Source organism: Flavobacterium croceum DSM 17960 (assembly GCF_002917885.1).
In the GTDB taxonomy this organism is placed as follows: domain Bacteria; phylum Bacteroidota; class Bacteroidia; order Flavobacteriales; family Flavobacteriaceae; genus Flavobacterium; species Flavobacterium croceum.
Genome location: NZ_PQNY01000002.1, coordinates 122285 through 135472, shown reverse-complemented (window position 1 = coordinate 135472; position 13188 = coordinate 122285). Strand labels below are relative to the sequence as shown.

Here is a 13188-nt window from a genome sequence, read left to right as displayed (position 1 = left end):
TATTTTAATATTCGTCTGCAAAATCTAGGGTTAATCCAAAAAGACTTGTATTGGCTGCCAAAGTATATCTGGAATAAGAATAATTGAACTTAAGTTTGCCCATTTTTAATCCGAAACCAACAGAAATTCCAGAAAAATTACGTTTGTCTACTATTCTTAATTCTTCAGCTCTTCTAAAATTATAGCCAAGTCTAAAATTAAATCCTTTTGTTGGAAAAAGTTCTGCCCCAAAAATAACATGGCGTAAGGCATTGTTAAAAAAAGATACTTTTTCTTCTGTTTTACTGCCATCGATACTGCTTACTGCTCTATTTGGATTGGAAAACCCGAGTTTCCATTGTTGCAAATTTTCTAAAGTAAGATGCCACCTTAGGGGTACATTTTCTACTTGTTGAGAAACGCCTAGTATTATTTCAAAAGGTAATTTTTCTTGTGTTCCAGCATACGTAGTTATTTGAGTACCCATATTTCTTAATGATAAAGCCCAATTCACATCGTTTTTTTCATCAATAAATAAAACTCCTACATCTAATGCAGCTCCAAAAGAACTATAATTTTCTAAGTTGGAAGAAATAAGTTTGGCATTCGATCCAAAATATAATGTAGTAAAAGGTACATTGTAGGCGTAGCCCAACGATAATGAGGTATCACTACCTGTAAAACTTTGAGTGGGAGTTCCTATTTCGTCATAACCGTCAAATTTACCGTAGTTTACATAATTTACACCCAAATTAAATGTTTGCACATGACGGTCGTAAGTATATGCATACGAAGCTGTACCATAAGTTACACCGCCATAATAATTACCATAATTAACAGCAAGTTTATTATCCATTTCTGGATTTATGGTAGCTGGGTTAAAATGTACTTGATTTACATCGCTATCAAAAATCGTAATTACTTTACCACCCAAAGCAGCTTGACGAGGAGAAGTTGCCATATTGAGAAATTGGTACACTGATTTCCCCCCAATTTGGGCTTGTGTATAAAGCGTAAAAAGGAATAAAAGAATAATCTTTTTTAAAATATACATAATTAGGTTTGGTACAACTATGATAACGCAGATGCGAAGATATTATTTTTAGTAGTAAGCAAAAAATAAAGGCGTGAGTTTATTTTCACGCCTATAAAAATGTAGTGGAGTATTTTTTAAGATATCTCTTTTGGATTTTTAACTTTTTGTCCGCTAAGAGCCAAAGCAATAACCTCGTGCATTTCTTTTACATAATGAAAAGTTAGCCCAGTTAAATAATCTGATTTTATTTCGTCAATATCGGCTTTGTTTTCATGACACAAAATAATTTCTTTAATATTGGCTCTTTTGGCAGCCAATATTTTTTCTTTGATACCACCTACAGGAAGCACTTTACCTCGTAGGGTTATTTCGCCTGTCATGGCAATATTTTTCTTAACTTTTTCTTGTTTTAATAATGAAATCATGGAGGTAAGCATAGCTATACCCGCACTTGGCCCATCTTTTGGAGTTGCGCCTTCTGGTACATGAAGGTGTATGTTGTATTTTGAAATAACATCTTGATCTAGACCAAACAATTCTGCATTTGCTTTGATATATTCTAATGCTATAGTAGCCGATTCTTTCATTACAGTACCTAGGTTTCCAGTAAGTGTAAGGCTACCTTTTCCTTTTGAAATTAATGATTCTATAAACAAAATATCGCCACCTACTGCAGTCCAAGCTAAACCAGTAACCACGCCTGCCACATCGTTTCCTTCGGCTTTATCTCTTTCTAGTCTTGGTACACCCAATATTGTAACCACATCATCATCAGTAAGTTTGTTGTTGTACGATTCTTCCATAGCCACAGATTTTGCAATACTGCGTATTACTTGTGCTATTTTTTGTTCTAAATTACGAACTCCAGATTCTCTTGTGTAACCTTCTATAATTTTTTCGATTTGTTTTTTACCAATAGTAACATCTTTGGCTTTCAAACCATGTTCTTTCAGTTGCTTGGGTATAAGATGTTGTTTGGCAATTTCAACCTTTTCTTCGGTAGTATAACCAGACATTTTTATAACTTCCATACGGTCTTTTAATGCTGGTTGTATTGTACTCATGGTGTTGGAAGTAGCAATAAACATAACTTTAGATAAGTCGTATCCCATTTCTAAAAAGTTGTCGTAAAACTCTTTATTTTGTTCAGGATCTAACACTTCCAATAATGCCGAAGATGGATCGCCATTATGGCTGTAAGAGAGTTTGTCTATTTCGTCTAATACAAACACAGGATTTGAAGTACCTGCTTTTTTCATACTTTGAATTATACGCCCAGGTAAAGCACCTATATAGGTTTTGCGATGTCCTCTTATTTCGGCTTCATCTCTAAGTCCGCCAAGAGATATACGCACATATTCTCTTCCTAATGATTCGGCAATAGACTTACCAATAGATGTTTTACCAACACCCGGAGGCCCTGTAAGACAAATAATTGGCGATTTCATATCGTTGCGCAATTTAAGCACTGCTAAATGCTCAATAATACGTTTTTTAACATCGTCAAGACCAAAATGATCTCTATCTAATATTTTTTGAGCAAGTTTTAAATCAAATTTATCTTTTGAATATTCATTCCAAGGTAAATCTAAAAATAACTCTAAGTAATTGCGTTGAATGCCAAAATCAGGCGCTTGCGGATTCATGCGTTGTAATTTTGAAAATTCTTTTTCAAAATGTTTACTTACTTTTTCGTCCCACTTTTTTGACTTTGCTTTTTCGCGCATTTCTTCAAATTCTTGCTCATTTGAAACGCCACCCAATTCTTCTTGAATGGTTTTCATTTGTTGGTGCAAGAAATATTCGCGTTGTTGTTGGTCTAAGTCAAATCGAACTTTCGACTGTATATTATTTTTGATTTCGAGCTTTTGAAGCTCGATATGCATAAAGCGCAAGGTTTCGAGCGCTCGTTCTTTTAAATCATTAATAGATAACAAATTTTGTTTTTCATCAACATTCAAATTCATATTCGACGAAACAAAATTCACAAGAAACGACTGGCTTTCAATGTTTTTGATAGCAAAAGTAGCTTCTGTAGGAATATTAGGACTTTCTTTTATTATTTGAATAGCATTTTCTTTTATAGACTCTACAATTTCATCAAATTCTTTATCAGATTTTTGAGGCCTAGTTTCTGTAACTTCTTTTACGGCAGCTTGTAAAAATGGCTCTTCCGAAACAATTTGATCTATTTCAAATCGCTTTTTACCTTGTAAAATAACAGTAATGTTGCCATCGGGCATTTTTAATACCCTTAAAATTTTGGCTACAGTACCAACAGTATGAATATCTGCAATTGATGGATCTTCAACACTTTCGTCTTTTTGTGCCACAACACCAATAATTTTATCTCCAGTATTGGCGCTATCAATTAATTTTATAGATTTATCTCTACCCGCGGTAATAGGAATTACAACACCTGGAAATAAAACCGTGTTGCGCAATGGCAAAATAGGAAGCAATTTAGGAAGCTTTTCTTTTGTCATTTCTTCCTCATCTTCGGGAGTCATTAAGGGTATTAGTTCGGCTTCGCTATCTATTTCGTTTAATGACAAATTGTCAAGTGTAATAATTTTATGGTTTGGCATAATAAAAATGGTGTCAAAAAGACAGTTTTTATAGTTAGGTATTTTTTTAGTTTTAATTTAAAAGGCTTACTATAAGCGCTCTAGGTTAAAGCATTATGCTTCTTTGGTTTACTTAATATAGTTGGTTCAAGATTTATGCCAAAATAATAATCAGTCAAATAGGCATAACTAAAGAGCTTGTATTACTTTTGTAAAAAAAATAATATGGAAATAGCAATTATAGCCCACGATGGTAAAAAGGCAGAAATGGTTCAGTTTTTAAATAAGAATAAAGCCATTTTAGATAAAGAAAATATTAAAATTATTGCTACAGGTACTACAGGTGGCAAGGCTGAGTTGGCTGGTTTTAAAGTAAAAAAAATGCTTTCTGGGCCTATGGGTGGCGATGCTCAAATTGCAGCTCGAGTAGCAGTAGGTAAAACGAAAATGGTTTTGTTTTTTAAAGATCCAAACTCAAGTCATCCTCATGAACCAGATATCAATATGCTTATTAGAATTTGTGATGTGCATAATGTACCTCTAGCTACTAATGAAGCTACGGCTCAGTTGTTATTACTAGGTTTAGATGAGTTAAAGTAATTTATTTTACAGCAATCATAGAGATTTCTACGTTTACATTTTTTGGCAAACAAGCTACTTGAACTGTTTCACGAGCTGGAGCAGTTTTTTCATCAAAGTAACTGGCGTATGCTTCGTTTATGGTGGCAAAATCATTCATATTCATTATGAAAATGGTTGTTTTTACCACATTTTCAAAAGTCATATTTGCTGCTTCTAAAACTGCTTTCATGTTTTGCATGACTTGGTGGGTTTCTATTTTAATGTCATCTAAAACAAGCTCCATCGTTTCTGGATTTAATGCTATTTGACCAGAAGTGTACAGTGTATTATCAACAAGAACCGCTTGGTTATAAGGGCCTATTGGAGCGGGTGCTTTTTCTGTAAAAATTATTTTTTTCATTGTATATGCTGTTTATTAACGTAAAACTCTATCAGGTTGCGTACGCTTGTCCCATTTGATATCGCTAAGAACTCCTGCTTTTATACCAATAAAGAATCCCCAATAGCTATTTTGACCAAATGGCGACCAATTGAAATTCATATACCAACTCATTAAATCTCTGTTCATTCTAATTTGAGTAAAAGTTACTCCTTTATTAATAAAATCGTAACCTGTTGATACACCAAATTTCCATTTTGGTGTTAAATCGGTATTGGCAGACATCATGAGTGAACAAGTAGATATTTTTCGTCCGAAATCTGAATTATTGTAAGTAACCGATAATGCCATATTAATATCCCAAGGTATTTGATAATTGTAAAATCCAGAAAAAGCGTCTTCTTCGTCTTCTTTATTTTTCATTTGGTTTAATCGATCGTCATTAAGGTCTTGGTTCATACCAAACAAATCGTCTTTTCTACCTCCATTTAATGCTCCTTGTACGTTTTCTTCTTTTTTACCTTCTTTTTTTGAGCTAGCTATGGCATAATTCATAGTTAAATTGGCACTAGACAATCCGAAAGCTTTGCGTACAAAATCATTTTTAACATATTCATACGGATCTATATTTCCGCCAAAATTGATATTGAGTTTTTCTTTAAAAACTTGAGTTCCACCGCTAAAAGATATTGAACTCCAACGAGCCAATTTTAAATCGTATCCTGAATTGAAAGTCAAGTTGTTTAATAACATGATTTTTTTAGGTTCTGTTTTAGTAGAATCACTATCGGTAACCTTGGCTTCAAACGTATTGCTTAACGAAAACCCTAATGTATTGCTGTAACTACCTTGTGGCGCACCATAAATACCACCATCAAAGCGTGTATATTCGGCCCTATCTCCATTTATGTTAGTAACATAAGTGTCTACATATTGGTTAAAACTAGGCGTATATCCATGGCTTACACTAGGTCTCATTACATGGCGAATACTTTGAATTTTTGAATTTTTCCCGAAAGTATACATACCATATACAGTTGTACCTATATTGTTTGAGAAAGAGTACGTTCTAAAAGCATCAAAACCATTATTGTATTTATCTACAGCCTTGTTTAAATCGGCATCAAAATATTTTTCTTTGGTTTTTAAGTACCACACTTCTCTATAGTTTACGCTAGTTGTAGCGCTAAAATATTTAAATAGTTTATAATTTGTAGATAAAGGAATATTGTGCTGAAACCCAATTTCTGAAATATCTGCAAATTTAGATTTAAACAACAACGAGTCTTTGGTTTTTATACTGTTTTGACCATTTAAATTATATTGTAAGTTGATGTTTTTAATGAATCCTTTCTTTTCTCCATCTTTTTTTACAAACGGATAAACTCTATCTACACTTGCTTGTAGAGTAGGTAAAGTTAAATTCATATCGCGTGTTTTGGTGTTTTGCGATTGCGTAGCCGCCATAGATAGACTTATTTGCGGTACTGTATGAATGGTAGTTTGGTATGAAATAGATGAGTTTAAAGTGTTGTTTAACGAAGACCCTATATTTGATTGATTAATAGATTGGTTGTAGTATTGGCTACTTCCTGCATTTACAGAGGCTGAAAATCTAGAATTTGGATTGGATTTACTATCTTTAGTATGGCTCCATTGTACATTAAAAATTTTAGTTTTACTGTAATCAGGGTAACCTCTTTCGCTGTATATTTGATTTTCGTATCTTATGTTAAAAGTACCATTATACTTGTACCTTTTACCGTAACTACTTTCTCCTCGCAAAGAGTAGCTACCATTGGTAAAGTAATCACCCAAAACAGCTAAATCTAAATTGTCGGTTAGAGCAAAATAATAACCTCCGTTTTGCAAAGCATAGCCTCTACTATTATTTTGCCCATAACTAGGCGGTATAATACCCGAACGTCTTTTTGTAGTAATAGGAAAATAAGCAAAAGGCATAACAAAAGGCATAGGCACTTGGGCAATATACATATAAGTAGGGCCTACAACTATTTTTTTTCCAGGAACTAACTTGGCTTTACTTGCCAAAAAATGATATTCAGGGTCATCAACATCTTTTGCTGTAGTAAGCAAAACACTTTTCATAAAGTAAACTGAATCATTTTCTTTTTTTGAAATGGCAGCTTTTACATTAAGTTCGTCTTGTTTTGTTCTAGAGTTCCAAATTTTTGCTTTTTTAGTTTTAAAATTAAACCGTATGGAGTCGGGTTCTACAACGTTATTACCCGTTTTAAATACAGGATATTGAATGTAGTTGCCTAGAGAGTCTTTGAGTCTACCTGCATAAACTTCATTTTTTGCATAATCAAAAACAATAATCCCCGATTTGAGTTCGTAATCTAAATATTTTAATTCTGCGCCATCATAAAGAGTGATTATTTTTTTCTTTTGGTCAAACTTTTCGTACACCTTAGCTTTATAATGTACCAATCCTTCTAAATATTTTATTTTTTTTAAAGAATCGGTTTTTACTACAGTAACATTTTCTTTAACTTCTGTTTTTGGTGTATTTTTCTGGGAATAAGCAGTATGTTTTCCTCCAAAAAGAAAAAAAGCTGTTAAAACGATATAAAATAAGTTTGTGCGCAATGGTTTAAATACTAATTTTGTAAAAATACGGCTTGATTTTTGTCAGTTGTTTGATACTTACAATTTTTCGTCAAAAATAAATAAATAAATGGGTTACAAAAGTAGTGTTTTAAATAAAATTAACTTTATTCCAACGATATTGAGCAATAATAGATATTTCTCCATGTTTCTATTGCTGTTTTTTATTCAATTGGGATATTCTCAATCGGCTAAATTTAAAGTTACTTTAGATGCAGGGCATGGCGATCACGATTACGGTGCCATATATGGCAATTGTACTGAAAAAAACATCAATTTAGCTATTGTATTAAAAGTAGGAAAAATATTAGAAAAACAACCAAACATAGCAGTTACATATACCCGAAAAACTGATGTGTTTATCGATTTGGTTGAACGAGCTAACATTGCCAATAGAGCCGACGCTAATTTGTTTGTGTCTATACATTGTAATGCTAGTAAAAACCCAGCAGCATTTGGATCGGAAACTTTTATTATGGGATTAACCAAAACAGCATCGAGTATGGAGGTTGCCAAACGAGAAAATTCGGTAATTACTCTAGAAAAAGATTATAAGAAAAAATACGAAGGTTTCGACCCAAGTAGACCCGAATCTATTATTGGTACTACATTGGTGCAAGAAGAGTATGTGGAAAATAGTATTATGCTTGCAGGTAAAATCCAAGAAAAATTTAAAAGTATCGAGCGCAAAAGTCGTGGTATAGGTCAGGAGCCATTTATGGTATTGCACAAAGCATATATGCCGCGTGTACTTATAGAAACTGGATTTATTTCAAATGAAACCGAAGGAGCTTATTTGAATTCTGATGAAGGACAAGATGAAATGGCAGAAGCAATCGCTACAGCAATTATTGAATATAAAAAAGAATATTTTGATGGCGGAGATTATGAAGAACTCGAAAGACCTTCTCGTATATTAAAAGAAGAGACAAAAAAAGAACAAGCTAAAAAAGATAGTATTAAAAAAGAAATTGTAAAAAAAGAAAGCCAACCCAACAAAATTGAGAGCAAGAATACAGCAGAACTCAAGTTGGGGATATTCTATAAGGTTCAAATATCTGCAGGAGATAAAAAGATGGAGTTAAGTCCTTCAAATTTTAAAGGGTTAAAGGATATTTCTATGGAGAAAGACGGGAAATATTATAAATATTATTATGGTGAAACATCAGAATATGAGAACACCAAAGAATTGCTTAAAAAAGCTAAAGAAAAAGGCTATAAATCGGCATTTGTAGTAGCATTTAAAGACGGAAAAGTTATAAGTGTAAATGAAGCCTTAAAGCAAAAATAAATTTAATACTTTTGCAAAAAAAAATATAAGCTTTGAAATTATCAAGAGAAATTAAAACCGCTATCTTAGTTATTGCCTCAATATTATTATTTATTTGGGGTTATAGTTTTTTAAAAGGAAGAGATTTATTTGTAAACTACAAAACATTTTATGTTGAGTACATGAATGTAGAAGGTTTGGCAGTTTCTTCACCAGTAACCATAAACGGATTAACCGTTGGTAAAGTAAGCGCTATAAAATTGAACAACAATACAGCCAAGTTGGTTGTAGAAATGCAAATAAAATCAGACTATCCTATTACAAAATCAGCTTTAGCCGAAATTTATGCGCCAAGTCCAATAGGAGGTAAGCAAATAGCTATTATTCCCAATGCAAAAGATAGCCGTTTGGCTCAAGATGGCGATTATTTAATATCTTCTGCAAAACTAGGATTAACCGATGCCTTAGCATTACAAGTAGAACCTTTGAAAGTTAAAATTGAAAAACTTTTAGACAATGCCAATACTATGGTTTTGGGTATTAATGATGTTTTAAATGCTAAGAATAAGCAAAATTTACAAGCGAGTTTACAAAATTTAAACGAAACATTGGCTCAATTTAAGTTGGTATCTGCTCAAGCAAACGATTTATTGGCCGAAAACAAATCAAAAATAAACAGCACACTCTCAAATGTAGATAAAGCATCTGCAAACTTTGTTAAGGTTTCCGATTCTATTTCTAAAATCCAATTGGGTGAAACCGTTAAAAAACTCGAAAATACTTTGGCAAATGTAAATCATATCATGACCGATATTGATGCTGGAAAAGGAAGTATGGGTAAACTTATGAAAGATGAAACGCTTTACAACAACTTTGCAAATACTTCAAAAGAACTAGAATTGTTATTACAAGATTTAAGATTAAATCCTACTAGATACGTAAATGTTTCTTTATTTGGAAAGAAAAATAAGCCTTATGTGGCACCACAAGAAACCCCACAAGACATAAAACAATAATTTTATTATGAACCTCTTAGCACAATTATTTTTTGCAGTACTTCTTATTATTGGCTTCGGTTTTTTTACAATCAACGTTAAAAAACTCATTAGAAACATTAAGCTTGGTAAACCTGTAGATAGAGCAGACAATGCTTCTGCTCGATGGAACAATATGTTTATGGTAGCTTTAGGCCAATCAAAAATGGTAAAACGCCCATTAGCAGCATTTTTACATATTATTGTTTATGTAGGTTTTATTATTATCAATATTGAATTACTAGAAATAATTATTGATGGTTTGTTTGGTACACACCGTATATTTGCTGGTTTAGGCTTATTGTACAATATACTTATTGGGTCATTTGAAATATTAGCATTATTAGTGCTCATCGCGGTAGTATTATTTTGGATGAGAAGAAATGTTTTAAAAATAAACAGACTATCCAATCCAGATTTGGAGGGCGATCCAAAAAAAGATGCCAATACAATTTTATATTTTGAAATGGTATTGATGACTTTGTTTTTAGTGATGAATGCAGCTGATTTTTGGTTACAACAAGCAGGTGTTTCACACTACATTCAAGCGGGCTCTTTTCCTGTAAGTCATTTTATTTCTCCCGTATTTAATGGAATGGATGAAAATGCAGTACACATGATAGAAAGAGCTTGTTGGTGGTTGCATATTATTGGTATTCTTGGTTTTATGAACTACCTATACTATTCTAAACACTTACATATTTTGCTTGCATTTCCAAACACGTATTATGCAGATTTAAACGTAAAAGGAAAATTAGACAATTTAGAAAGTGTAACAAACGAAGTAAAATTGATGCTAGATCCCAATGCCGATCCCTATGCTGCACCTCCAGCAGATGCTGTTCCTAGTAAGTTTGGAGCATCTGATGTACACGACTTAAACTGGGTACAATTACTTAATGCATATACTTGTACCGAGTGCGGAAGATGTACTTCGTCTTGTCCTGCCAATGCTACGGGTAAAAAATTATCTCCAAGAAAAATTATGATGTCTACCAGAGATCGATTGGAAGAAGTAGGTAAAAATATAGATGCAAATAATGGAGTTTTTGTACCCGATAATAAATCGTTATTGAACGATTATATTACTCCAGAAGAGTTGTGGGCTTGTACAAGTTGTAATGCTTGTGTAGAAGAATGTCCGGTAAATATTAGTCCGCTTTCCATCATTATCGATATGAGAAGATATTTGGTTATGGAGCAAAGTGCAGCACCACAATCGCTTAATGCTATGATGACAAATATTGAAAACAATGCAGCGCCTTGGCAATATAATCAAATGGATAGGTTGAATTGGAAATCAGAATAATACAATAGAAATACAGTACAGATGAAATCTGAAGATATAGAAAAAAATTTACAAGAACATACTGAAAACGGTCAAAAAGTAAGTCCTATATTGCCCGAAGGTATCAAAAATTACTTAATAGATATTGACGGTACTATTTGTGATGATATTCCTAACGAAGAGCCCGAAAGAATGCTTACTGCAGAAGTATATCCAGATGCGCTAATTACCTTAAATAAATGGTATGATGAAGGCCATATAATATTCTTTTTTACTTCTAGAACAGAAGCACATAGAGAGTATACAGAAATTTGGCTTAAAAAACACGGATTCAAATATCATGGTATTTTATTTGGTAAGCCTAGAGGAGGAAACTACCATTGGATAGATAACCATTTGGTAAAAGCCACACGGTATAGAGGAAAATTTACAGATTTGATAGAAAAAGAAGTTACGATTCAAGTTTTTGATGACGAACACCACGAATAAATATAAAAGTAAAGATATAACATTCTAAAACTTTTAAAACTATAAAAATACAATTATGTCAGAAGTATTGCATGTGCCAACTATGGCAGAAATGATGGCTCAAGGTAAGCAACCCGAAATTTTGTTTTGGGTAGGTTGTTCGGGAAGTTTTGACGATAGAGCAAAAAAAATAACCAAAGCATTTGTCAAAATATTAAACAATGCCAATATAGATTTTGCAGTTTTAGGTACAGAAGAAAGTTGTACTGGAGATCCTGCAAAACGAGCAGGAAATGAGTTTTTGTTTCAAATGCAGGCCATGATGAATATCGAGGTACTCAATGCTTACGAAGTAAAAAAAATTGTTACGGCTTGCCCACATTGTTTTAATACTTTAAAAAATGAATATCCATCGTTAAACGGTACTTATGAAGTAATGCACCATACAGAATTTTTAAAGTCGCTTCTCGATGCAGGAAAACTTACTATCTCTGGAGGTGAATTTAAAGGTAAAAAAATTACTTTTCACGATCCGTGTTACTTAGGTAGAGCCAATAATGTATATGAAGCACCGCGAGATTTAATTAAAAAACTTGATGCAGAATTGGTAGAAATGAAACGTTCTCGAGCAAATGGTTTTTGTTGTGGAGCAGGAGGAGCTCAAATGTTTAAAGAGCCCGAAAAAGGTACTAAAGACATTAATATTGAGCGCACCGAAGATGCACTAGAAACTCAAGCAGAAATTATTGCTGCGGGTTGTCCGTTTTGCAATACAATGCTTACCGATGGCGTAAAAATAAAAGAAAATACTACTCCTGTACTAGATATTGCAGAATTGATTGCCAATGCTCAAGATTTATAAAATGTTACACATGAAAAAAGTTATCCTTATTATTTTAGTAGTTTTATCTCAAAATATATTTTCTCAAAATATTACAGATACAGTAACCAAAGAAGTTTGCGATTGTATTTCATCAAAATCTGATAAGTTAAAAGATTTAAAAGGAAGCGATTTAGAATTGCAACTTGGTCTATGCATATTAGCCAGTTATACCAAACATCAAGAAGAAGTAAAAAAGCAGTATGGCGATGTAGTAGGCAAAGAAAAAGCAATGGAAAAGCTTGGTGAAGAAATAGGTATGAAAATGGTAACAGTATGCCCAGAAACGTTAATGCTTATTGCAGGTGCTAGCGATGAATTTACAGACAATGAAGAAACAGAACAACTAGAAGGAAAAATAGTAGAAATAAAAACAGAACAATTTGTTTCTATTTTACTAAAAGATAAAAACTCTAGAACACACAGCTTTTTATTGTTGAATTATTTTGATTCAGCTTCATTATTTACAGAAAATGCTATCAAAAAGAATGATACAGTAATCATAACTTATCAAGAGCAAGAATTATACGACCCAAAATCGAAAGAATTTAGATATTTTAAAGTAATTAAAGGTTTAGAAAAATAATATGTTTGTACCATTTGATACATTACCCGAAGAATCTAGAATATGGATTTATCAATCTAACAGAAAATTTTCTGAAGACGAAATTGTAGAAATAAAATCGAAACTAGAACAATTTTTAAATGATTGGACAGCACACGGAGCACACCTACACGCTTCTTATAAAATAGAATATAACCGATTTATAATTATAGCTGTAAACCAAGAAATGCAACCCGCTACAGGTTGTTCTATAGATGCTTCGGTAAATTTTATTCAACAATTAGAACAAAAATATCAAGTTGATTTGTTAGATAAAATGAATGTTACTTTTAAAAATGGAGAACATATTGCCCACAAATCATTATTAGAATTCAAAAAAATGGCAAAAGAAAAAGCCGTTTCGCCTCAAACTATTGTGTTTAATAATCTAGTAAATACTATAGAAGAACTTCAACACGATTGGGAAGTTCCTGCAATAGAGAGTTGGCATAACCGTTTTTTTTAATATA

The 13188-nt window shown here is 32.6% G+C and carries 12 protein-coding genes; 8 read left to right on the top strand and 4 right to left on the bottom strand.

Features of this window, described 5'->3' with window-relative positions:
• Positions 1-4 precede the first annotated feature (4 nt).
• Both porQ and lon read right to left on the bottom strand, forming a co-directional pair.
• Complete coding sequence (porQ, locus tag Q361_RS02125; RefSeq protein WP_103725152.1) at positions 5-1027, bottom strand: type IX secretion system protein PorQ; 1023 nt, start codon at positions 1025-1027, stop codon at positions 5-7.
• A gap of 122 nt (positions 1028-1149) precedes the next feature.
• A complete protein-coding gene (gene lon / locus Q361_RS02120; RefSeq protein ID WP_103725057.1) occupies positions 1150-3603 on the bottom strand; it encodes an endopeptidase La in 2454 nt (817 codons plus the stop codon).
• A 204-nt stretch (positions 3604-3807) separates the two neighbouring features.
• On the opposite strand from lon, the gene Q361_RS02115 reads away from it, so the two are divergent.
• Positions 3808-4182, top strand: coding sequence for a methylglyoxal synthase (locus Q361_RS02115; RefSeq protein ID WP_103725056.1), 375 nt, complete (start codon positions 3808-3810; stop codon positions 4180-4182).
• A gap of 1 nt (position 4183) precedes the next feature.
• Here the strand turns inward: Q361_RS02115 and Q361_RS02110 are convergent, their stop codons facing one another.
• Complete coding sequence (locus Q361_RS02110; RefSeq protein ID WP_103725055.1) at positions 4184-4564, bottom strand: RidA family protein; 381 nt, start codon at positions 4562-4564, stop codon at positions 4184-4186.
• A 15-nt stretch (positions 4565-4579) separates the two neighbouring features.
• On the bottom strand, positions 4580-7156 hold the full coding sequence (locus Q361_RS02105) for a putative LPS assembly protein LptD (protein ID WP_245874591.1): 2577 nt from the start codon (positions 7154-7156) through the stop codon (positions 4580-4582).
• An 88-nt stretch (positions 7157-7244) separates the two neighbouring features.
• On the opposite strand from Q361_RS02105, the gene Q361_RS02100 reads away from it, so the two are divergent.
• Genes Q361_RS02100 through Q361_RS02070 form a run of 7 tightly spaced genes read left to right on the top strand, consistent with a single transcriptional unit; the run spans position 7245 to position 13184 of the window.
• The gene (locus Q361_RS02100) at positions 7245-8465 is read left to right on the top strand and encodes an N-acetylmuramoyl-L-alanine amidase family protein (RefSeq protein ID WP_317047127.1); all 1221 of its coding nucleotides are present in this window, start codon (positions 7245-7247) and stop codon (positions 8463-8465) included.
• 32 nt (positions 8466-8497) lie between these two features.
• Positions 8498-9460 (top strand): MlaD family protein, encoded by a 963-nt coding sequence (locus Q361_RS02095; protein WP_103725052.1) that lies wholly within the window; start codon positions 8498-8500, stop codon positions 9458-9460.
• 7 nt (positions 9461-9467) lie between these two features.
• Positions 9468-10787, top strand: a complete 1320-nt coding sequence (locus Q361_RS02090) for a (Fe-S)-binding protein (protein ID WP_103725051.1) — start codon at positions 9468-9470, stop codon at positions 10785-10787.
• Between the two features lie 21 nt (positions 10788-10808).
• Positions 10809-11255, top strand: a complete 447-nt coding sequence (locus Q361_RS02085; RefSeq protein ID WP_103725050.1) for an LNS2 domain-containing protein — start codon at positions 10809-10811, stop codon at positions 11253-11255.
• A 55-nt stretch (positions 11256-11310) separates the two neighbouring features.
• On the top strand, positions 11311-12096 hold the full coding sequence (locus tag Q361_RS02080; protein WP_103725049.1) for a (Fe-S)-binding protein: 786 nt from the start codon (positions 11311-11313) through the stop codon (positions 12094-12096).
• A 10-nt stretch (positions 12097-12106) separates the two neighbouring features.
• A complete protein-coding gene (locus tag Q361_RS02075; RefSeq protein ID WP_146046972.1) occupies positions 12107-12700 on the top strand; it encodes a hypothetical protein in 594 nt (197 codons plus the stop codon).
• A 1-nt stretch (position 12701) separates the two neighbouring features.
• On the top strand, positions 12702-13184 hold the full coding sequence (locus Q361_RS02070) for an ABC transporter ATPase (RefSeq protein WP_103725047.1): 483 nt from the start codon (positions 12702-12704) through the stop codon (positions 13182-13184).
• Positions 13185-13188 lie beyond the last annotated feature (4 nt).

Excerpts from the sequence above, each read along its gene's own strand:
- Q361_RS02100 (WP_317047127.1), top strand. The coding sequence starts at position 7,245 with ATGGGTTACAAAAGTAGTGTTTTAAATAAAATTAACTTTATTCCAACG.
- lon (WP_103725057.1), bottom strand. The coding sequence starts at position 3,603 with ATGCCAAACCATAAAATTATTACACTTGACAATTTGTCATTAAACGAA.
- Q361_RS02110 (WP_103725055.1), bottom strand. The coding sequence starts at position 4,564 with ATGAAAAAAATAATTTTTACAGAAAAAGCACCCGCTCCAATAGGCCCT.
- Q361_RS02075 (WP_146046972.1), top strand. The coding sequence starts at position 12,107 with ATGAAAAAAGTTATCCTTATTATTTTAGTAGTTTTATCTCAAAATATA.
- Q361_RS02070 (WP_103725047.1), top strand. The coding sequence starts at position 12,702 with ATGTTTGTACCATTTGATACATTACCCGAAGAATCTAGAATATGGATT.
- Q361_RS02090 (WP_103725051.1), top strand. The coding sequence starts at position 9,468 with ATGAACCTCTTAGCACAATTATTTTTTGCAGTACTTCTTATTATTGGC.
- Q361_RS02080 (WP_103725049.1), top strand. The coding sequence starts at position 11,311 with ATGTCAGAAGTATTGCATGTGCCAACTATGGCAGAAATGATGGCTCAA.
- Q361_RS02085 (WP_103725050.1), top strand. The coding sequence starts at position 10,809 with ATGAAATCTGAAGATATAGAAAAAAATTTACAAGAACATACTGAAAAC.
- Q361_RS02115 (WP_103725056.1), top strand. The coding sequence starts at position 3,808 with ATGGAAATAGCAATTATAGCCCACGATGGTAAAAAGGCAGAAATGGTT.